This is a genomic window from Brevibacterium epidermidis NBRC 14811 (assembly GCF_001570805.1).
In the GTDB taxonomy this organism is placed as follows: Bacteria; Actinomycetota; Actinomycetes; order Actinomycetales; family Brevibacteriaceae; genus Brevibacterium; species Brevibacterium epidermidis.
This window is the reverse complement of the sequence record NZ_BCSJ01000015.1, coordinates 133,851-154,406: the sequence shown is the minus strand read 5'-3', so window position 1 is coordinate 154,406 and position 20,556 is coordinate 133,851. Positions and strand designations below refer to the sequence as shown.

At 65.4% G+C, this 20,556-nt stretch carries 17 protein-coding genes; 9 read left to right on the top strand and 8 right to left on the bottom strand.

Going from position 1 to position 20,556, the window contains the following annotated elements; all coding sequences use genetic code 11:
• Position 1 precedes the first annotated feature (1 nt).
• The 3 genes from BEP01S_RS11825 to BEP01S_RS11815 all read right to left on the bottom strand — a co-directional run bounded on the left by BEP01S_RS11825 (position 2) and on the right by BEP01S_RS11815 (position 3,932).
• Complete coding sequence (locus BEP01S_RS11825) at positions 2–1,234, bottom strand: ABC transporter permease (RefSeq protein ID WP_039209838.1); 1,233 nt, start codon at positions 1,232–1,234, stop codon at positions 2–4.
• A complete protein-coding gene (locus tag BEP01S_RS11820; protein WP_039209840.1) occupies positions 1,231–2,790 on the bottom strand; it encodes an ABC transporter ATP-binding protein in 1,560 nt (519 codons plus the stop codon). The genes BEP01S_RS11825 and BEP01S_RS11820 overlap by 4 nt, the downstream gene beginning before the upstream one ends.
• A 74-nt stretch (positions 2,791–2,864) precedes the next feature.
• Positions 2,865–3,932, bottom strand: coding sequence for a BMP family lipoprotein (locus BEP01S_RS11815; protein ID WP_373277911.1), 1,068 nt, complete (start codon positions 3,930–3,932; stop codon positions 2,865–2,867).
• A gap of 338 nt (positions 3,933–4,270) precedes the next feature.
• On the opposite strand from BEP01S_RS11815, the gene BEP01S_RS11810 reads away from it, so the two are divergent.
• From BEP01S_RS11810 to BEP01S_RS11795, 4 genes are all read left to right on the top strand, one after another.
• Positions 4,271–6,124, top strand: coding sequence for an ABC-F family ATP-binding cassette domain-containing protein (locus tag BEP01S_RS11810; RefSeq protein WP_062243493.1), 1,854 nt, complete (start codon positions 4,271–4,273; stop codon positions 6,122–6,124).
• A gap of 92 nt (positions 6,125–6,216) precedes the next feature.
• Entirely contained in the window at positions 6,217–6,567 is a 351-nt protein-coding gene (locus BEP01S_RS11805; RefSeq protein ID WP_062243491.1) for a TraR/DksA family transcriptional regulator, read from the top strand.
• A gap of 113 nt (positions 6,568–6,680) precedes the next feature.
• Positions 6,681–8,051, top strand: a complete 1,371-nt coding sequence (locus BEP01S_RS11800; RefSeq protein ID WP_083532691.1) for an acyltransferase family protein — start codon at positions 6,681–6,683, stop codon at positions 8,049–8,051.
• Between the two features lie 212 nt (positions 8,052–8,263).
• Positions 8,264–9,313, top strand: a complete 1,050-nt coding sequence (locus BEP01S_RS11795; RefSeq protein ID WP_062243489.1) for a homocysteine S-methyltransferase family protein — start codon at positions 8,264–8,266, stop codon at positions 9,311–9,313.
• Between the two features lie 145 nt (positions 9,314–9,458).
• Here the strand turns inward: BEP01S_RS11795 and BEP01S_RS11790 are convergent, their stop codons facing one another.
• Positions 9,459–10,601, bottom strand: coding sequence for a pyridoxal-phosphate-dependent aminotransferase family protein (locus BEP01S_RS11790; RefSeq protein WP_062243487.1), 1,143 nt, complete (start codon positions 10,599–10,601; stop codon positions 9,459–9,461).
• 81 nt (positions 10,602–10,682) lie between these two features.
• Positions 10,683–12,125, bottom strand: a complete 1,443-nt coding sequence (gnd, locus tag BEP01S_RS11785; protein WP_083532690.1) for an NADP-dependent phosphogluconate dehydrogenase — start codon at positions 12,123–12,125, stop codon at positions 10,683–10,685.
• Between the two features lie 125 nt (positions 12,126–12,250).
• Here gnd and BEP01S_RS11780 point away from each other — a divergent pair, with 125 nt between their 5' ends.
• Together BEP01S_RS11780 and BEP01S_RS11775 are read left to right on the top strand one after the other, a co-directional pair.
• Positions 12,251–12,763 (top strand): gluconokinase, encoded by a 513-nt coding sequence (locus BEP01S_RS11780; protein WP_039209853.1) that lies wholly within the window; start codon positions 12,251–12,253, stop codon positions 12,761–12,763.
• Positions 12,764–12,813: 50 nt separating this feature from the next.
• Positions 12,814–14,217, top strand: coding sequence for a GntP family permease (locus tag BEP01S_RS11775; RefSeq protein ID WP_062243482.1), 1,404 nt, complete (start codon positions 12,814–12,816; stop codon positions 14,215–14,217).
• A 70-nt stretch (positions 14,218–14,287) separates the two neighbouring features.
• Here the strand turns inward: BEP01S_RS11775 and BEP01S_RS11770 are convergent, their stop codons facing one another.
• From BEP01S_RS11770 to rsmA, 3 genes are read right to left on the bottom strand one after another with little or no spacing between them, the layout of a single operon-like run.
• The gene (locus tag BEP01S_RS11770; protein WP_062243480.1) at positions 14,288–15,010 is read right to left on the bottom strand and encodes a FadR/GntR family transcriptional regulator; all 723 of its coding nucleotides are present in this window, start codon (positions 15,008–15,010) and stop codon (positions 14,288–14,290) included.
• 2 nt (positions 15,011–15,012) lie between these two features.
• On the bottom strand, positions 15,013–15,960 hold the full coding sequence (locus BEP01S_RS11765; RefSeq protein WP_062243478.1) for a 4-(cytidine 5'-diphospho)-2-C-methyl-D-erythritol kinase: 948 nt from the start codon (positions 15,958–15,960) through the stop codon (positions 15,013–15,015).
• Positions 15,957–16,883 (bottom strand): 16S rRNA (adenine(1518)-N(6)/adenine(1519)-N(6))-dimethyltransferase RsmA, encoded by a 927-nt coding sequence (gene rsmA / locus BEP01S_RS11760; protein ID WP_083532689.1) that lies wholly within the window; start codon positions 16,881–16,883, stop codon positions 15,957–15,959. The genes BEP01S_RS11765 and rsmA overlap by 4 nt, the downstream gene beginning before the upstream one ends.
• Before the next feature lie 114 nt (positions 16,884–16,997).
• On the opposite strand from rsmA, the gene BEP01S_RS11755 reads away from it, so the two are divergent.
• The 3 genes from BEP01S_RS11755 to BEP01S_RS11745 all read left to right on the top strand — a co-directional run bounded on the left by BEP01S_RS11755 (position 16,998) and on the right by BEP01S_RS11745 (position 20,404).
• Positions 16,998–18,215 carry a class I SAM-dependent methyltransferase gene (locus tag BEP01S_RS11755; RefSeq protein ID WP_062243474.1) on the top strand — a complete coding sequence of 406 codons (1,218 nt, stop codon included), beginning with the start codon at positions 16,998–17,000 and terminating at the stop codon, positions 18,213–18,215.
• Between the two features lie 36 nt (positions 18,216–18,251).
• Positions 18,252–19,085: a sulfurtransferase gene (locus BEP01S_RS11750; protein WP_083532688.1), complete on the top strand. Its 834-nt coding sequence runs from the start codon at positions 18,252–18,254 to the stop codon at positions 19,083–19,085.
• A gap of 419 nt (positions 19,086–19,504) precedes the next feature.
• The gene (locus tag BEP01S_RS11745) at positions 19,505–20,404 is read left to right on the top strand and encodes a C40 family peptidase (protein WP_062243472.1); all 900 of its coding nucleotides are present in this window, start codon (positions 19,505–19,507) and stop codon (positions 20,402–20,404) included.
• Positions 20,405–20,556: the final 152 nt, after the last annotated feature.

Here is a 20,556-nt window from a genome sequence, read left to right as displayed (position 1 = left end):
CTCAGTCCTCCTTCCGCTTGAGCACCGGTGTGGGCAACCGGAAGATCGACCTCACCAGGGGCGGGGCCGCGATGAGCAGCACGATGACGGACTGGACGACGAGGACGATGTCGATCGGCGTTCCCGTCTGGGACTGCATGAGGTAGCCGCCGGCTTTGAACGCACCGAAGAGCAGCCCGGCGAGGAATGTGCCCAGCGGCTTCGACCGTCCCAGCAGGGCCACGGTGATGGCGTCGAAGCCGATCGATCCGCTGATGCCGCCGGTGAGTTTGAATTCGGTGCCGAGCACCTGAGCGGCGCCGCCGAGTCCGGCCAGGGCACCGGCGACGATCATGACGAGGATCGTCACCTTCGACACGGAGATGCCTGCGGTCCGTGCCGCGTGCGGGTTCGCGCCGACGGCCTTGAACTCGAAGCCGACGGTCGAGCGTTCGAGCAGCCACCACACGAAGATCGTGGCGAGGATGGCGATGATGAAGCCGAAATGCAGGCGGAACGGCGGCGGCAGGAGCAGGAACATCTGCGCGGAGTCGTCGACGACGCGTGACTGCGGGTTCGCCGACGTCGTGTGCGTGAACCAGTTCTCCTTGAGCAGGTAGCCCAGCGCATACCCGGCGATCGAGTTGAGCATGATCGTCACGATCACCTCGTTGGCCCCGGTGCGCGCCTTGAGGACACCGGCGATTCCGGCCCAGATCGCACCGCCGATGATGCCGCCGATCGCAGCCACGAGCATGTGGACGACGGGAGGCAGCGGCAGCGCATAGCCGAGGAAGCCGGCGATGGTCGCGCCGAGGATGACCTGGCCCTGTCCGCCGATGTTGAACAGACCGCAGCGGAAGGCCAGAGCGATGCCGAGACCGGTGAGGATGAGCGGTGTGCCCGAGACCATCGACTCGGTCAGGGGGCGGATGGCACGTTCGGTCGTGCGGGCTTCCCAGTCGAAGACCGCGCCGCGGAACAGCGCCGAATAGGCGTTTCCGACGGTTTGGAAGAGGGCGGAGAAGAACTCGCCGGGGGCGGCGAAGAAGTTCTCGGCTGCCGCAACGACCTCGGCATTCGACACGGCGATGAGGACACCGCCGAGGAGGAGTGCGAGCACGATCGCCAACAGCGAGACGAGCCACGAACCCGACATGATCTGCTGCAGCAGCGTCTGTTCCTTGCCGTCCTCGGCCTCGGACTCCGGCGGCGGTGCCGCCGAGGGAGCCGCCGGTGAGATATCAGTCGTCATTTGGTCTCCTCCGCCGAGGTGGTGGCTGAGTCGTCGTCCGTTGCTTCGAGGGCTTCGTCGGCGGGCACGCCGGCCATCATCAGGCCCAGTGCCTCACGGGAGGTCTCGGGTCCGACGATGCCGACGATGCGTCCGGCGTACATCACGGCGATGCGATCGGCGAGTCCGTAGACCTCGTCGAGTTCGGTCGAGACGATGATGCAGGGCGTGCCGGCATCGCGTTCGGCGATGACGCGCTTGTGCACGAATTCGATCGATCCGACGTCGAGGCCGCGGGTGGGCTGGCTGGCGATGAACAGTCGCAGATCGCGCCCGAGCTCACGGGAGAGCACCACCTTCTGCTGGTTTCCGCCGGAGAGCGTCGAGATCGGATCGGAGACGCTGCCGAGTCGGATGTCGAATTCCTCGACCTTCTTCTTCGCCTCTTCGTTGATGACCTTCGACCGCATATTCAGGCCCTTGGCATAGGGCTCACGGTCGTAGACGTCGAGGATCATGTTCTCGCGGATCGCGAATTCCGCGATGATGCCGTCGGTCGAACGGTCTTCGGGAACGAAGCCGATGCCGGCACCGAGGCGGTCCTTGACCGAGCTGCCGACGAGCTTCTCCCCGTCGAGAGTGATCGTGCCCAGACGCGGTTCGGTGAGTCCGATGATCGTCTCGGCCAGTTCCGTCTGTCCGTTGCCCTGGACACCGGCGACGGCGAGAATCTCACCACGCCGGACGTCGAAGGACACATCGTCGACGACGACGTTCTCGGCCTTGTCGACGACGGTGAGGCCCCGGACCTGGAAAGTCGCATCGCCCGGATCGGCGGCTTCCTTCTCGGTCGTCAGCGACACGGCGCGGCCGACCATCTGGCTGGCCAGTTCGGCCTCGGTCGACTCGGGCGAGGCCTCGCCAACGATCTTGCCGCGGCGGATGACCGTGATCGCGTCGGCGATCGCGCGGACCTCACGGAGTTTGTGGGTGATGAACACGATCGATGTGCCCTGCTCCTTGAGCTGGCGCATGATCGAGATGAGTTCGTCGGTCTCCTGCGGAGTCAGCACGGCCGTCGGCTCGTCGAGGATGAGGATCTTGGCATCCCGGGACAGAGCCTTGATGATCTCCACACGCTGCTGTGCGCCGACCGGCAGATCCTCGATGAGGGCGTCGGGATCGATGTTGAAGTTGAAGCGCGAAGAGATCTCCTTGACCTTCTTCCGCGCCTCGTTGATGTCGAGGAGCCCGAGGCTCTTCGTGGGTTCGTAGCCCAGCGCCACGGATTCGGCGACGGTGAACACGGGCACGAGCATGAAGTGCTGGTGGACCATGCCGATTCCCGCGGCCACGGCATCGCCGGGGCCGGAGAACTTCACCGGCTTGTCGTCGATGAGGATCTCTCCCCCATCGGCATCGTAGAGTCCGTAGAGGACATTCATCATGGTGGATTTGCCGGCGCCGTTCTCACCCAGCAGAGCGTGGATCTCGCCCGGCTCGATGGTGAGATCGATGTGGTCGTTCGCCACGAACGATCCGAACACCTTGGTCATCCCGCGAAGCTCGAGTTTCACTGCTTCCGGTTCTCCTCACAAACTTGAAAACTGCAGGGCCGACAATGTCCGGCCCTGCAGTTTAACCGACGAGCTTACTTCGGTGTGCTCTCCGACTCGACGACGAGGCTGCCGTCGATGATCTGCTTCTTGAGCTCTTCGACTTCCTTCTTCACGTCTTCGGGAACTTCCTTGTCGAGGTCGTGGTAGGGAGCGATGCCCACGCCTTCGTTTTCGAGGGTGCCGACGTAGGGTTCGTTGGTGAACTTGTCCTCCGTGCCTTCCTTGACGGTGTCCTCGACCGCGTTGGCGATCTGCTTGACGACCGAGGTGAGCATGATGTCGCCGTATTCGGTCGACTCGTAGCCGTCGGAATCGACCCACACGAGCTTGACGTCGCCGGCTTCCTTCGCCGCAGCGGCGGCACCGAGGCCGACGGGTCCGGCGACCGGCATGATGACGTCGGCACCCTGGGAGATCATCTGCTTGGTCAGTTCCTGACCCTGTCCCTGGTTCTCGAAGTCACCGGAGAACGATCCGTCCTGCTTCTCCTTGTTCCAGCCGAGCAGCTTGACGTCCTTCTTCTTGTCTTCGTTGAACCTCTTCACACCATCGGAGAAGCCGTCCATGAAGATCGTCACCGACGGAATCTGGACGCCGCCGAAGGTGCCGACCTTGCCGGACTTCGAGGTCGCGGCCGCAACATAGCCGGCGAGGTAGGCGGCCTCTGCGGTGTTGAAGACGACGGGCTTCGCATTCTCGAGCGTCACCGGCTTGCCGTCGGCGTCGGAGAAGCCCGAGTCGATGAGGGCGAAGTTGAGGTCCGGGTTCGCCTCGGCGGCTTCCTGGATCGTGTCCTCGAGGAGGAATCCGACACCGAAGGTGAGGTTGCAGCCCTGCTGGACCATGTTGTCGACGTTCGGCCCGAAGTCGGCGTCGCCCTGGGACTCGGCGAGGCTCTCCTCGATGCCGAGGTTCTTCTTCGCGTTGTCCAGGCCCTCGCGGCTCGACTGGTTGAACGACTGGTCGTCCCAGCCGCCGGAGTCGGAGACCATGCAGGCGAGGTAGTCCGAGCCGGATTCGCCGCCTTCGGCGGAACCGCAGGCGGAGAGGACGAGGGCGGAGGCGGCGATCATCGACACCGCGGAAGCGAGCTTCTTCACGTTTTCTCTTTTCTGATTCAGACAGCGCACACGGATGAGGGCCCTGTCTGCCCTTACCGAAAATGTGAAACCACTGGACGAACTGTCATATTTTGATGAGTTTCGGTCAGTCTAATGCACTGAACTCGTTTCAGCGGCTCCGGTAACACTTCAATCACGCACACCGATATGAAAAAGAAATATTCCGTCATCCACGACCGTTTTCGGTCCAGAATGCGAACGCGAAAGCCCTCGACTTTGAGACAGACAACCGACGAGTGCAGTGAGTCGACCGACGTGTCGGCAGACGCCCGGCAGGCACAGGAGTCCGCCCGTCGTGAACTAGGCTAGAGAGTCCTATGGCACATCTCCTCGGGGCAGAAGCCCTCCACCTCGAATACCCCACGCGCGTCGTCTTCGACTCCGTCACCCTCGGCGTCGAGTCCGGCGACATGATCGGCATCGTCGGCCGCAACGGCGACGGCAAATCGAGCCTGCTCGGCATGCTCGCCGGCACCATCGAACCCGATTCCGGACGGGTGACCTATCGCGGTGGTCTGCGCTTAGGGATGCTCGGACAGCGTGATGACCTCGATGACGAGGCCACGGTCGGCTTCTCCGTCGTCGGCGATGCCGCCGATCACGAATGGGCTGCAGATCCGCAGGCCCGAGACATCATCTCCGGTCTCATCGCCGATCTCGATTGGGATGCGCAGATCTCCTCACTTTCCGGCGGTCAGCGCCGCCGAGTGGCCCTGGCGGCTCTGCTCATCGGCGATTGGGACATGCTCATCCTCGATGAGCCGACGAACCACCTCGACGTCGACGGCATCGCATGGTTGGCGAAGCATATTCGCGCCCGCTGGCCGAAGAACTCCGGCGCCCTGCTGCTGGTCACCCACGACCGGTGGTTCCTCGACGAAGTCTGCACGAAGACCTGGGAGGTCCACGACCGCATCGTCGAACCCTTCGAAGGCGGTTATGCCGCCTATGTCCTCCAGCGGGTCGAACGCGACCGGATCGCCGCCGCCACCGAGGCGAAGCGACAGAATCTCATGCGCAAGGAACTCGCGTGGCTGCGGCGCGGTGCACCCGCCCGAACGTCGAAGCCGAAGTTCCGCATCGAAGCGGCCAATCAGCTCATCGCCGATGTGCCCGAGGTGCGCAATCCGATCGAATTGAAGAAGATGGCCACGGCCCGTCTGGGCAAGGACGTCGTCGACCTGCTCGACGTGTCCAAGCATTTCGGCCAGACCACGATCCTCGAGGATGTCACGTGGCGCATCGGTCCCGGTGAGCGCACCGGGATCCTCGGCCCCAACGGTGCCGGGAAGTCGACCCTGCTCGGCCTGGTCTCAGGGGAGATCGAACCCGATGCCGGTCGGGTCAAGCGCGGCAAGACAGTGCAGATCGGAGTGCTCGATCAGCAGTTCAAGGATCTGGCCCGCATCGCCGATGCGCGAGTACGTGAGGTTCTGGCCGAGTCGAAGACCTCATTCAACATCGAGGGCAAGGACTTCACTCCGGCTCAGCTGCTCGAACGCCTCGGCTTCGCAAAGGAACATCTGTCTGCCCGGGTCAAGGAACTCTCCGGTGGACAGAAGCGCCGGCTCCAGCTTCTGATGCTGCTCATGGCCGAACCCAATGTCATCATCCTCGACGAGCCGACGAATGACGTCGACTCGGACATGCTCGCGGCGATGGAGGATCTGCTCGATTCCTGGCCGGGCACTCTCATCGTCGTCTCCCACGACCGGTACCTGTTGGAGCGCGTCACCGATCAGCAGTACGCGATCCTCGACAACGGTCTGCGCCATGTCCCCGGCGGCGTCGAAGAGTACCTGCGGCTGCGCGCCGAACAGGAACGCCGAGGCTCTGCCGGTTCGAATAAGACCGCCGGTTCGAACGGGGCCACGGCGGGAGCCGGCGGGAACGATTCCGGTGGGGCCGCCTCGGCGAGCGAGGGATCGGAATCGGCCGCGAAGCTCACCGGCGCGGAAGCCCGCGCGGCGAAGAAGGAAGTGTCCTCGATCGAGCGGCGGATGGACAAGCTCACTTCTCAGATCGCGAAGAAGCACGAGGAGATGGCCGCCCACGACCAGACCGACTTCGAAGGACTGGCCACTCTCACGGCCGCGATCCGTGAGTACCAGGACGAACTCGACGAACTCGAGATGCGCTGGCTCGAAGCGTCCGAGGCACTCGAAGCCTGAGCTTTCGAGGCCCGAGCGCTCGCGACCTGAACGTTCGGGGCCTTCACTAGAGGCCACCGGCGACACAGCCGGAAGGAATCGAGGAGAAGACGATGATCGACGAAGCGAAGATGCGGAGACTGCTCGAGGAGGAGCGGGAGGATGCGCAGGCGCTCATCGCCCGCCTGACCCAGGGCATCGATGAGGTCTCGGCCGCCCGCGAGGGTGACAACAGCGACGACGAACATGATCCGGAGGGCGCGACGCTCGCCTTCGAACGCTCGCAGGCCGCGACCCTGCTCGAACAGTCCGAGAATCGACTCACAGAGATCGCCGAGGCGGTCGACCGCCTCGCCGCGGGAACGTTCGGAACCTGCATCGACTGCGGCAAGCCCATCGCCGAGGCGCGACTGGAAGCTCGCCCCTACGCGGCGAAATGCGTGGACTGCGCCGCCCGCAGCTAGGCATCCACAACTCCGTTCGCACGCGCGAGTACACGGCCCTACGGGAGCGTCCGGCCGCCTCGGCGAAGCTGTGATCTTTCCCCTTATACGGCCGGGTACGGTAGTGTATCGGCGTGTCAACACGGAACTATCGCATCGACCGCGCCAAAGGAATACTCATCTTCCTGGTGGTTCTGGGCCACCTTCTCGCTCGGACCTCTCCGTGGGAGTCGCCCATCCTGGGCGCGCCGATGTACTTCATCTACATGTTCCACATGCCGGCGTTCGTCTTCCTCGCCGGCATCACGGCGAAGTCGAACAAACTGGCCGAGCGGGTTCTGACCTACTTCGTCCTCCTGGCCACAGTGCTGCCGCTCATGTGGGGGTGGATGTGGCTCTTCGGACTCAATCCCGACTACGACTTCCTCAGACCCTTCTGGTACACGTGGTTCCTGCTGTCGATGGCGTGGTGGATGATCACGGTTCCCTTCATCGAGCGCTTCCCGCGCACGATGCTCGTCGCCTCGCTCGTCGCCGGGCTCTTCGGCGGAATTCTGCCGATCCTCGACACCGAACTCTCCGCTGCTCGGACGCTGGCGTTCTGGCCGTTCTTCGTCATCGGCAAGCTCTACGGCAAGCAGATCATCGGCTGGGCGGGCAGTCTTGCGATCTGGCAGAAGCTCTGCCTCAGCGCCGCTGCCCTCGGCGCCGTCGGATACTTCTATCTCGACGAAGTCGATCACAACTGGCTCTACGGCAGCCTCAACTTCGCCCACTTCGACGTCAGCGTTCCCGAAGGCGTGGGACTGCGCCTCATCGTCGACATCGGAGCGGTGCTGCTGACATTGGCCCTGCTGTCGTGGCTGAGCAACACGAAGGACACGCTCGCGAAGATCGGCAAGAACAGCCTCGCCGTCTACATCCTCCACGGATTCGTCGTCCGCGCCCTGCAGCCCGTCCTCGACGACAGCCGCAACGTCCTCCACGACGCCGTCGTCCTCCTCATCTGTGTGGCCCTTGCCGTCGTCTGGACGGGCCTGCTGGCGTGGTCGCCCTTCGAACGCGCCCTGCGCTGGTGGTCCTCGACCGTCACGGGCCTCCTGCTCAAACCGTTCCCGTTCCTGCGACCGGAGGATTCCGACCGTCGCGGCGGGCGTGGTCGTCGCGGGGACGTCGACGCCCATGCCGCCTACCCCGGCGTCACTCATCATCCCGGCAACGCCTACAGCGAAGGCGACGGACCGGACCGGCAGGGCCTCGGACTGCAGCCGCTGCCCGGAGTCGGCTACCAGCACTCCCCCGGCTCCGAACAGCAGCCCGGTCAGCAGCAGTCCTTCGCCTCCCCCGCCCCTGCCACGGGCGACCCGTTCCCACTGCCCGGTTCGCACGAGGTTCCGCAGAACAACGCCACCTATGAACCGACTCAGGAAGTTCCCGCCGGTGCCGCCCAACGGGCGGTGCGCTACCGCCGGCTGCCGGTGTACCTCAGCGGCGACGACCACTGACGGTCGGGCCGCCTCGGCGGACCCTGTCACCTACCGGAACCCTGCGTTGCTTGCTCTTCGTCGGGCCGCCGCGGCGCAGGTCGTGTCATTTCATGGCGATCGACGACGTTTTATGTCGATGTGACGCACCTCGCTCCCTCATTTGATGGTGTGATACCGGAGTTCGGGCCGCTCGCCCGGGCTCGACCACATCATCGAATCGGAGAGCATCCATGACCGCGACCAACGCCCTGACCCAACGCCTCGACGCCGGCCCCGTGATCTGCGCGGAAGGTTTCCTGTTCGAGCTCGAGAAGCGCGGATATCTGTCCGCCGGCGAGTTCGTCCCCGAGGTGGCCCTCGAATTCCCCGACGCCCTGCGTTCCCTCCACGTCGACTTCCAGCGGGCCGGTTCCGACATCGTCGAGGCCTTCACCTACAACGGACACCGTGAGAAGATGCGCGTGATCGGCAAGGAGGACCTGCTCGAGCCGCTCAATCGCGCCGCCTTGCAGATCGCCCGGTCCGTTGCCGACGCCAAGCCCGGGAACTTCATGGCCGGCAACATCTCGAACTCGAACATCTGGGACCCCGCCGACGAGGCCAAGCAGAACGAGGTCCGCTCGATGTTCGCCGAGATGGTCGGCTGGGCCGTCGAGGAAGGCGCCGACCTCATCATCGGCGAGACCTTCTACTTCGCAGGTGAGGCCATCGCCGCCGCCGAGATCGCCAAGGCCAGCGGCCTGCCCGTCGTCCTCACCCTCGCCCCCATGGGCTTCCAGGAGATGGCCGACGGGGTCGGGATCGTCGAGACTGCGCAGCGTCTCGAACAGCTCGGCGTCGATGTCGTCGGCCTCAACTGCTTCCGCGGACCGGCGACGATGCTGCCGTGGCTGAAGGAGATCCGCGCGGCCGTGTCCTGTCACGTCGGCGCCCTGCCGATCCCCTACCGCACCACGGAGACCGAGCCGACGTTCTTCAACCTCTCCGACCCCCGCGCCGAGGTAGCCTCCCCGCACGGACGCACGTTCCCCACCGCTCTCGATCCCCTGCAGACGAACCGCTACGAGATCGGTGCGTTCGCCAAGGAGGCCTTCGACCTGGGCGTCAACTACATCGGCGTGTGCTGCGGCGCGACCCCGATGCACATCCGCGAAGTCGCCGAGGCGGTCGGGCTGACGACCGATGCCAGCCGGTTCTCCGAGAACATGGCCAACCACTTCATGTACGGCAGCAACGAACGGCTCGCCGACAACGTCGTCGCCCTCGGAGACACTGCCTGAGGCTCCACCTGAAGCTCGGGAGCATCCCTCACCGGTAGGGTCACAACATACATTCAGCGCCATAACCCCTCGTTGCAACGGGAGGTTATGGCGCTGAATGTGTGTTGTGCGACGAGGTGTCGCCGGAGGCGCTAGCCGTGCGGGACTACTTGTCGGCGGTCACGCCGATCGAGTCGAGGGCAGCCTCGAGGCGCGAGATCGTACCGTCGATGTCGCCGAGCTTGTCGAGACCGAACAGGCCGATGCGGAAGCTCGAGAAGTCCTCGGGCTCATCGCACTGCAACGGCACACCGGCAGCGATCTGCACGCCGGCTTCCTTGAAGCTGGCACCGGTGGCGAGCTTCGGGTTGTCGGTGTGGACGACGACCACGCTCGGCGAAGCGAACTCCGGCGAAGCCACCGAAGGCAGTCCGCGGTCAGAGAAGACGGTGCGCACCCGCTCGCCGAGTTCGGCCTGCGCGGCGGCGAGCTTGTCGAAGCCGCGCTCCTCGCTTTCGAGCATGAGTTTGGCGTTGTGTGCCAGAGCGTCGGTGGGCATCGTCGCATGGTATGGCGCACGGCCCTCTTCGTATTCGTCGGCGATGAACAGCCACTTCTTCAGGTCCATCGCGAAGCTCGTCGAGGTCGATGCCTCCACGGCGGCGCGGCCGGCCTTGCTGAGCATGACGTAGCCGGCGCACGGCGATCCGCTCCAGCCCTTCTGCGGGGCGGAGATGAGCACATCGACACCGAGAGCGGTCATCGACGCCCACACCGCACCCGAGGCGATGCAGTCGAGAACGAAGATTCCGCCGACGTTGTGGGTGGCCTCGGCAACCTGGCGGACGTAGTCGTCAGGCAGGAGCATCCCCGAGGCGGTCTCGACGTGGGGAGCAAACACGACAGCGGGCTTCTCGCGCTCGATCGCGGCGACCACGTCGGCGACGGGGGCCGGCGACCAGGCGGACTGGTGCTCAGCGCTGTCCGGGGAGGCCTTGAGCACGGTCGTCTCCGAGGCGATGGCTCCGGCGTCGAGGATCTGCGACCAGCGGAAGGAGAACAGACCGTTGCGCACGATCAGCGCCTTCTTGCCGGTGGCCAGCTGACGGGCCACGGATTCCATGGCGTAGCTGCCGCCGCCGGGGACGATGGCGACGCTGTCGGCATCGTAGGCCGAGCGCAGGATCCGGTTGATGTTCTGCATCACGGACACGAACCGCTTCGACATGTGGTTGAGCGATCGGTCGGTGAAGACCACCGAGTATTCGAGCAGGCCGTCTGGGTCAACATCTTCGAGAGGCAAAGTCATATCCCTAACATATCGACAGTCCGTCATTCGGGCCACCACAGTCGATAGGTGAGACCGAACCGACCGTCGCCGAGGCGGTGCTCAGACCTCGACCTCAGCGCGGTCGCCCGACCACTGCGTGTGGAAGACACCGGGACGATCGGTGCGCGCATAGGTGTGCGAACCGAAGCGGTCACGCTGGGCTTGGATCAGAGCGGCACTGCCTGCCTCGGTGCGCAGTCCGTCGAAGTACGACAGGGTCGAGGCCAGCCCGGGCACGGCGATGCCGTGGCCGATGGCCTGGACCACTGTCGAACGCAGGGATTCCTGGCAGCTCTCGGCGATTTCGCGGACGAAGTCGGCGGCAAGCAGATTCTCCGGCGGGGTCTCGACGTCGAAGGCCGCGACGATGCGGTCGAGCAGGCGGGCGCGGATGATGCAGCCGGCCCGCCAGATTCCGGCGAGCGCTCCGAGGTCGATGTTCCAGTCGTGCTCGCGGGCGCCGACGGCGATCTCGTGGAAGCCCTGGACGTAGGCCATGACCTTGCCGAGCAGTAGGGCTTTGCCGATCTCATCGATTCGGGACGCACGGTCGTCCGCAGACAGTGCAGGAGATTCGGCTCCGGGACGGGGACCGGGCAGGTTGAGTCCTTCGGCCCGCAGATCGGCGGCGGATGACAGCGAACGGGAGAAGACCGCCTCGGCGATGGTGGGCACCGGAACCCCGAGGTCCAGCCCGACCTGCGCCGTCCACGCACCCGTGCCCTTGGCCTTCGCGGCATCGGCGACGATGTCGACGAAGGGTCGGCCCGTCGCCTCGTCTACGTGGGCGAGGACGTCGGCGGTGATCTCGATGAGGTAGGACTCGAGCTCTCCGGTGTTCCAGTCGGCGAAGACCTCGGATATCTCGGCCGGGGTCATTCCCAGACTGTCGCGCAGGAGGGTGAAGGCCTCACTGATGAGCTGCATATCGGCGTATTCGATGCCGTTGTGGACCATCTTGACGAAGTGTCCGGCACCGTCGGTGCCGATGTGATCGACGCAGGCCTCGTCTCCGGCCTTCGCTGCGATGGGTTCGAGCAGGGGACGCAGGCGCTGCCATGCGGTCTCCGATCCGCCGACCATGAGGGAAGGTCCGAGCAGGGCGCCGACCTCTCCCCCGGAGATGCCGACCCCGGCGAACTCGGTGCCGGTGCCCTCGAGGCGGACCCCGCGATCGATCGTGTCCTGGAAATGGGAGTTGCCGCCGTCGACGATGATGTCACCGGGGGCGAACGCCTCGGCGAGGTCGCCGATCGCCGAATCCGTGGCTCGTCCGGCATTGACCATGAGGATGGCCACCCGCGGCTCGGCGAGCTTCCCTGCCAGGTCAGCCGGATCGGAAGCGACGATGAAATCGGCTTCAGGGAAGTCCGCAGCCAGCTTCTGCGCACGCTCGACGTCGCGGTCGTAGATTGCCACTCGGTGGCCTGACTGGCGGGCGAGGTTGCGGGCCAGGTTCGACCCCATCACGCCGGTTCCGATCACTGCGACATCGGCCTTCATGAGCATTCCTCTTCCCTCTGATCAGCAGTGTTGACAGTCGCTTCCCACCAGCACTACGGTGCAATAAATCTGTTTTAATAACTGATTATAGATATTTCTTCATATTTTATCGAGAGGTTTCGGTAATGGGTCACAGCCCTTTCCTTCCACCGCTCGTCATCATGGGTGTCTCGGGAACCGGCAAAACCGTCCTCGGCGCGCAGGTGGCGCATGCCCTCGACCGTCGATTCGTCGACGCCGACGATCTGCACTCCGCGGCAAACAAGGCGAAGATGGGCTCCGGAGTCCCGCTGACGGATGAGGATCGGGCACCGTGGCTCGACAGCGTCGCCGTCGAAGCCGCCCGCACCCCGGCCCCGGTCATCGCCTGCTCCGCCCTCAAACGCACCTACCGCGACCTGCTACGCAGGTCCGCACCATCGCTCGTCTTCATCCACCTCGACGGCCCCCGCGAGGTCATCGCCGACCACCTGGCCCGCCGCGACCACGAGTTCATGTCCCCGGATCTGCTCGACTCGCAGCTGGCCACTCTCGAACCACTGGCCGCCGAGGAGGCTCATGCCACCGTCGACGTCGACCAGTCGATTCCCGATGTCCTGAATGCGATCCTCGACTCCGTGAATCGGATGAGCGCATGATCGCCCAGTCCACCGTCCGCCCATCTAACTGACCTCAAGGAAGAGGAACAATGACCGAACTCGAATTGGCCTGGACTCTGTCGACTCCGGCCCTGCTGGGAATCGCGGCCGCGGCCATCGCCGTGCTGCTCCTGCTCATCATCAAGGCACGAGTGCATGCCTTCATCGCCCTCGTCATCGTCTCCGTAATCACTGCTCTGGCCGCAGGAATCATGCCGGGCGACCTCATCGACGTCCTCTATGACGGCTTCGGATCCACCCTGGCCAGCGTCGCCCTGCTCGTGGGACTCGGCGCGATGCTCGGGCGGATGCTCGAACTCTCCGGCGGCGCCGAGGTGCTCACCGACGCCCTCATCCGCCTCTTCGGTGAGAAGCGAGCACCCTTCGCCCTCGGTGTGACCTCTCTGCTCTTCGGCTTCCCGATCTTCTTCGATGCCGGCCTCGTCGTCATGCTGCCGATCATCTTCACGATCGCGCGCCGCCTCGGTGGGTCTCTGCTGCTCTACGCGATGCCTGCGGCCATGGCGTTCTCCGCCATGCACATCTTCGTGCCCCCGCACCCCGGCCCGGTCGCGGCTTCCGGACTGCTCGGAGCGAACGTCGGACTCGTCCTCATCTGCGGACTCATCATCGCCATCCCCTCTTGGTATCTCACCGGGTACCTGTTCGGACTGATCATCGGAAAGCGCATCGACGTCGCGGTCCCGAACGTACTCTCGGCAGGAAAGAACGACTCCTACGCGGACTTCGCCTCCCGCCCGAAGCTCGGGCATGTCATCTTCCTGCTCGTCCTGCCGCTCGTGCTCATCTTCCTCAACACCGGGCTGAACTTCGCCGGTGAGGCCGGATGGGTCGATACCGATTCGGTGCTCATCAGCTCCCTACGGCTGCTCGGCGAGACCCCGATCGCCCTGCTCATCACCGTCGTCATCGCCATGTGGCTGCTCGGCTGGAAGCAGAAGAAGGACCAGTCGCTGGTCGAGACCGTCGTCGACTCGGCCCTCGGCCCGGTGTGCTCAATCATCCTCATCACGGGTGCCGGCGGAATGTTCGGCGGAGTGCTGCGCGCCAGCGGCATCGGCGATTCCCTCGCCGATTCGCTCGCCGCCCTGGGCCTGCCCGTCATCGTCGCCGGCTTCGTCATCGCCGCGATCGTGCGCATCGCGCAGGGTTCGGCCACCGTTGCGCTGACGACAGCGGCAGCTCTCGTCCAGCCGATCGTCGTCGGCAACCCGGACTTCTCGAGCCTGCAGGTCGTGGCGATCGTGCTGTCGCTGGCCGCCGGTTCGGTCTTCGCCAGCCACGTCAATGACTCCGGTTTCTGGCTCGTCTCCCGCTTCTTCGGCATGGATACGAAGACGACGCTGAAGACCTGGACCGTCGCCGAGACGCTGCTGGGCACCGTCGGATTCCTGCTCAGTCTCGCGCTCTACGGAGTCGTCAGCCTGTTCTAGAGTCGGATCCCTGTTGCCCGGGTGCCAGACACCCGGGTGCCAGGGCGCTCAGCTGCCCGTACTCGAGTCCTCAGTTCCCCTGGTGCCGGGGTTCGTCGGCCCAGACGCTTTCCATCTCTGCATCGGCTTTGGCCACGATCTTCGCCATCGCCTCTTTGGCTCGCTCTGCGTCCTGTCCGCCGATAGCATCGGCGACGTCGAAATGCCATTGCAGGGCGTCCGGGTTCGGGAACTTCGGCATCAGTCCCGCCCCGGTGCGGCCGGCGAGGATCTCACCGATGACGGTGTCGAAGGCGGCGAAGAGCTCATTGCCTCCGGCGCCGAGCACTGCCCGGTGGAACGCCACATCGGCTTCGAGAAACGCTTCGACATCGCCTTGTCTGCCCGTTGCCCGCATGCGGGCGGCCAGGCCCATGATCTCTTCGGCGGCTTCCGCCGGAGCATGCTGCGCGGCCAGGCCTGCGGCCTCGGGCTCGATGGCCACTCGCAGTTCGGTCAGCGAACGCAGCTGCCGCGCCGGCGCCTCGGTCATCCTCCAGCGGATGACGAGCGGGTCAAGCAGCATCCATTCGCTCATGGCGAGCACGACTAGACCGACCCGACGGATCGGCTGCAGCATGCCCAATGATTCGAGGACTCGGACGACTTCACGCACCACCGACAGCGACACGTCGTAGCGGGCACGCAGATCCTCGGCCTTGATGATCGTCCCGGCGGCGAGCCGTCCGGCGACGATGTCCTGTCCGACCTGGTCACGTAGGATTTCGTGGAGGTTGCCGCGGTTCTCCCCCACGGTCAGTCGCCGTCCACGATATGCGCTCCGGGCGCGGGCCCGGTGGTGCGCAGCGCTTCGTTGACGCCTCGTGTGGCCTGCAGGAGCACGGCCAGGTCGAGGGCGTGGTGGGCGTCGCGGGCAAGGAAGCCGATCGTCGGTCCCGAGCCGCTGAGCAGGGGCAGGACGGCTCCGGCGTCCCTGCCGGCCTCCATGATTTCGGCGATTTCGGGCATAAAGGACACGGCCGCCTCGGTGAGGTCGTTCGCTGCGAATTCCGCCAGAGTATCCGGTTCTCCGGCGGCGAGCGCCTTGAGCACCTGATCGGGGACGGCAGCCGGGGCCGGGTCGGGGTTGAGTTCGTCGAAGCGGGCGTAGACGTCCGGAGTGGGCAGGGGCGACGTCGAGGTGGCCATCACCCAGTGGAAGGTTCCGCGTGTGAGCACGGGGCTCAGCAGTTCCCCGCGACCTTGGCCGATGGCCGTGCCCCCGCGCAGGAGGAACGCGACATCGGCTCCGACGGCGACCGCACATTCGTGGACGATCGCGTCATCGACGCCGCCGACGAGGTGGGCGGCTCCGACGAGTGCGGCTGCCGCGTCGGCCGATCCCCCGCCCATTCCGCCGGCCACGGGCACCTGCTTGTCGATGACGATGTCGAGGTCACGCAGCACATCGACGTCACGCTCGCCTTCGAGCGCGGTGATGAGGAGGTCGACGGCGCGTCTGGCGAAGTTCGTTTCGTCGTGCGGGACCGCGGCATCCGCGTAGCGGCCTTGGACGATGATCGAGCGTGTTCCGCCGGGAATGAGGGTGAGGGTCTCGCCGAGGTTGAGCGCTTGGAACACTGTCGCGAGCTCGTGATATCCGTCGTTCGCCGCACCCACACCGAGGTGGATGTTGATCTTGCCCGGCGCCTGCACTCTCACCGGGGCTGGGATCGTCGTGCGGGGGTGCAGCGGCGTGGTCATTGTGAGGGATCCTCGGCGGGCGGGCCCGGTGCGGTGGCGCCGCCGTCGACGGCGGCGAGGCGTTCGAAGTCGGCGACGGTGAGTGCCTCACCGCGGGTCTTCGGGTCGATTCCGGCCGCCGTCAGCAGGTCTTCGGACTGCTGCGGGCTGCCGGCCCATCCGGACAGGGCGGCGCGCAGGGTCTTTCGGCGTTGGGCGAAGGCGGCGTCGATGAGGGTGAAGAGGCGACGGCGGACTGCCGGGTCGCGGTCGGTGCGGGTGACGTCGATGCGCACGAGTCCGGAGTCGATGTTCGGGGCCGGCCAGAACACGTTCTTGCCGATCTTTCCCGCCAGCGCCACCTCGCCGTACCACTGGGCTTTGACGCTGGGGACTCCGTAGGTGCGGGAGCCGGGAGCGGCGGCGAGCCGTTCGGCGACTTCGAGCTGGACCATGACGAGGACGGTCTTCAGGCTCGGGAAGGTCTCGAGGAAGTGCAGCAACACGGGCACGGCCACGTTGTAGGGCAGGTTCGCCACAAGGGCATCGGGCTGATTCGCAGCAGAGTCAGTAGTGTCTGCTGCTACGTCGGTGGTGTGCTGCTGCGCGGGAAGCGTCGTGACGCGCAGGGCATCGGCGTTGACCAGCTGGAACGGTGCGTCGCTGCCGGCGAACTTCTCGACAGTGCTCGGCAGCTTCTGCGCGAGCAGTTCGTCGATCTCGACCGCGGTGACTGTATGTCCTGCCTCGAGCAGGCCGAGGGTGAGCGAACCGAGTCCCGGACCGATCTCGACGACGTTCGAGTTCTCTTCAAGACCCGCGGCGGTGACGATCGAGCGCACGGTATTGGGGTCGATGACGAAGTTCTGGCCCTTCTGCTTCGTCGGGCGCAGACCGATGTCAGCGGCTAATTTGCGGATATCGCGGGCGGTCAATAACGTCACAGCCAACAACTTACCGCAACGGTCGGCTGGCACAATCACCACAGCGGCCCGGCGGTTCGGCCGGGCCGCCTCGACGAGGAGATCGCCCCACCGCGCAGACGATAGGGTGAAGCCATGGATCCGCAGACACTGACCGAACTGCTCGACGTCGCCGTCCTCGACAGGCTCGACCGCATCGACGACCTCAAAGGCGATGAGCTCGCCCGGTCAACGGCCCTGCGGAAAGAGGGCTTCTCCGCAGATGTGACTGCAGCCCTGCTCACGCAGGCCCGCCTGCGGCAGGAGGCGGCAGCGAAGCTCGGACCTTTCGCCGAGGATATGCTCTTCACCCGCGACGGACTGGCCCAGGCCACACGACTGCCGGTCGCCGCTCATCACGCCCGTCGCCTCATCGGCGATGTGGCCGAGGGCGAGTCCTTCCGCATCGCCGACCTCGGATGCGGGATCGGCGCGGATTCGGTCGCCTTCGCCGGAATGGGTGCTCACGTCTCGGCCGTCGACGCCGACGAAGTCACCGCCGCCATCGCCGCCTTCAACCTCCGTCATCTGCCCGATGCCGCCGTCAAACATGCTCGCGCCGAGGATGTCGACCTGGATGGATTCGATGCCCTCTGGTTCGATCCCGCCCGGCGAACCATCGGCAAGGCAGACAAACGCGGATCAACCTCCCGCATCACCGACCCCGAAGCCTTCTCCCCCTCCCTGTCATGGGTCATCGAGAAAGCGAGCGCGGCGAAGGCGGCTGGAGTGAAGCTCGGCCCGGCACTCGACCACAACCTCGTCCCCGACGAAGCCGAAGCACAGTGGGTCTCCCACAACGGCGAAGTCGTCGAGGTCTGCCTCTACTTCGGTGAGGCCAGGCAGCGCCCCGGCCGCGGAGCTCTCGTCATGGGCGAACGCACCCTCCTCGTCCACGAGGACAACCTGCCCGACGAGGACGAGGCGGACATCGGGGAACTCGGGAAGTATCTGCTCGAACCCGACGGTGCGATCGTGCGCGCCGGACTCGTCGCCGCCCTGTGCGCACCACTGCAGGCACGCCGACTGCACCCGAAGATCGCGTATCTGACTACTGACGTCGAACCGAGCGGCCCGGCGTCTGCAGGAGTCACCGCCTACGAGGTCGTCGATGTTCTGCCCGCGAAGATCCCGAGCCTGCGCAAGGAGCTCGTCTCCCGCGGGATCGGCTCGGTCGTGATCAAGAAACGCGGCGCGGATATCGTGCCCGACCAGGTCCGACGCCAACTCAAACTACCCAAGGGCGACAAAGCCACACTCGTGTTCACTCGCCTCGGCGAGAAGCACGTCGTTCTGCTCACCCAACCGGTGTGACCCCGCCCTAGGCCCCCATCTAAGAAGGAGATCGAATTGACCCGCTCCGACGTTCTCATCAGCGCCGCTGAACTGCTTACCCGCATGGCCGATTCGCCGGCGCCGAGGCTGCTCGACGTCCGCTGGACCCTGCCGAAACCCGATGGCCGCGAGGACTTCGCCGCAGGACACATCCCTGGGGCCCTCTACGTCGACCTCGACACCGAGCTCGCCGACCACGGCAGCACCGACCCGACGGCCGGCCGGCACCCGCTGCCGAGCCCCGAAGCCTTCCAAGAGACTGTGCGCTCCTGGGGCATCGATGCCGACACCGAGGTCGTGGTCTACGACGACAATTCCGCCCTCGGCGCGGCCCGTGCCTGGTGGCTGCTGCGATGGGCCGGGTTGAGCGCCCGTGTCCTCGACGGCGGACTCGCCGCGTTCCGTGACGCCGGCGGGACGCTCGAGACAGGACCCACCCCCGAGGTTGCGCCCTCCGCTGTGGAGATCACCCCGGGACGCCTGCCCGTCATCGACGCCGAGGCGGCGGCCGACTTCGACGGAGTCCTGCTCGATGCCCGCGCCGGTGAGCGCTTCCGCGGAGAGACCGAGCCGCTCGATCCGCAGGCCGGGCATATCCCCGGGGCGAGGAGTGCCCCGGCCACGGACAACGTCCCCGCGGGGACGTTCCTGCCCGAGGCTCTTCTGCGGGAACGCTTCGACGAGCTGGGCGCCCTCGACGGACCGGTAGGCGTGTACTGCGGTTCGGGCGTCACCGCCTGTCACAATGCCCTGGCGCTGGCGACCCTAGGCATCGAGCCCAGTCTCTACCCAGCGAGCTGGTCCGGATGGTCATCCGATCCCAGCCGACCTGTCGAGACCGGAGCCTAACGCTCAGTCACCACCACGCGCGATCCGGCACCGTCGCCACTGCGTTGCCATCACCACACACGCGATCCCGCGCCGTCACCACTGCACACGCGATCCCGCGCCGTCGGCATTCTTGGGTCGATCCACGGTGGTTTGGGCGTGAAAAACGCCGCGGATCGACCCAAGAATTGCACTCCACGATTGACACGTCGATTGTCACGAAACGTTATTCAGGACCGGGAGTGCGCGCTGAATCACAGACATTCTCAGACTCCGTTACGTCGCCTCCAATGCCATTCTCACGGCACGCAACCCTCTGACCTGGGATTATGCTCGAGAATCTGCCCGAGAATCCGTTTGTAACAAAAAAGTGACAGAAGATCACGAATTCGTTACAGTGGAGGACATCGTCATACTCAGACAGGCAACGAGAGGAAATCGTGGCATCTAAGCAGCACGGCCGCCGCGCCGCGAACGCCAAGGCCAAAACACCACTGACCGAGCTGAGCGAACTGCTCGCCTCGAACTCCGGCGCATTCGGCCGCCGTGCCGCAGTCGTCGCCGCCAGCGGCGGACTGCTCACCGCAGCGATCATGCCCGCCGCAGGGCAGGGAACCGACGACGAGGCGAAGGTCGCAGCCGAGTCCGAGAAGCAGGCGCCCGTCGAGTTCAAGAACCAGACGCCGACCATCGATGCCGGCGGTTCTTCGAAGAAGGGTGACCAGGAGTCCTCGGTCACCGTCGACACGGACGTGGTCACGGCCGAAGCCGCCCCCAAGCCGAAGCCCAAGCCGAAACCGAAGCCTGAGCCGAAGGAAGAACCGGAGGAGACCGTCGCAGAGCCGGCACCCGCCGAGGAGCCGAAGGAAGTGCCGGACGAGAAATCCGACGATGATTCCGCCGGCACCGGCGATGAGGGCTCCGGTTCGGGCGACGACAAGAGCAAGGACGACGGCGCGGACTCGGGCTCCGGGGACGTCAAGGTCCCGGACGGCTCGAAGGCCGAGCAGGTCATCGCCATCGCGAAGCAGTACGTCGGAACGCCCTACGTGATGGGTGGGACTTCACCCAGCGGCTGGGACTGCTCCGGCTACACCTCATTCGTCTACGGCAAAGTCGGCGTGGACCTGCCGCGCACGTCTTCGGCACAGAAGGGCGCCGGACAGGTCGTCTCGGCCTCCGAGGCGAAGGCCGGAGATATCATCTGGTCACCGGGCCACGTCGGCATCTACGCAGGCGACGGCATGATGTACGACGCTGGCAACTCTTCGGTGGACACCAGCTACCGCAGCGTCGATTGGATGACCCAGCAGGGCGCCCAGTACATCCGCGTGCTCTGATCTCCACCCAGAACTGAATACATAAGGAATCCCCTCGCCGGCACTGCGCCGACGAGGGGACTTCTCGTCTCCGAATCCCTGGAACGGCTGAGCTTCTCGGCCCCGAGGGGTCTCAGGAGCGAGTTCCGGACGATGTGTGCGGGATTCCCAGT

Bases quoted from the DNA above. Each gene is read 5' to 3' on its own strand.
- BEP01S_RS11825 (WP_039209838.1), bottom strand. From the start codon at position 1,234: ATGACGACTGATATCTCACCGGCGGCTCCCTCGGCGGCACCGCCGCCG.
- BEP01S_RS11810 (WP_062243493.1), top strand. From the start codon at position 4,271: ATGGCACATCTCCTCGGGGCAGAAGCCCTCCACCTCGAATACCCCACG.
- BEP01S_RS11805 (WP_062243491.1), top strand. From the start codon at position 6,217: ATGATCGACGAAGCGAAGATGCGGAGACTGCTCGAGGAGGAGCGGGAG.
- BEP01S_RS11795 (WP_062243489.1), top strand. From the start codon at position 8,264: ATGACCGCGACCAACGCCCTGACCCAACGCCTCGACGCCGGCCCCGTG.
- BEP01S_RS11790 (WP_062243487.1), bottom strand. From the start codon at position 10,601: ATGACTTTGCCTCTCGAAGATGTTGACCCAGACGGCCTGCTCGAATAC.
- gnd (WP_083532690.1), bottom strand. From the start codon at position 12,125: ATGAAGGCCGATGTCGCAGTGATCGGAACCGGCGTGATGGGGTCGAAC.
- BEP01S_RS11780 (WP_039209853.1), top strand. From the start codon at position 12,251: ATGGGTCACAGCCCTTTCCTTCCACCGCTCGTCATCATGGGTGTCTCG.
- BEP01S_RS11775 (WP_062243482.1), top strand. From the start codon at position 12,814: ATGACCGAACTCGAATTGGCCTGGACTCTGTCGACTCCGGCCCTGCTG.
- BEP01S_RS11765 (WP_062243478.1), bottom strand. From the start codon at position 15,960: ATGACCACGCCGCTGCACCCCCGCACGACGATCCCAGCCCCGGTGAGA.
- BEP01S_RS11755 (WP_062243474.1), top strand. From the start codon at position 16,998: ATGGATCCGCAGACACTGACCGAACTGCTCGACGTCGCCGTCCTCGAC.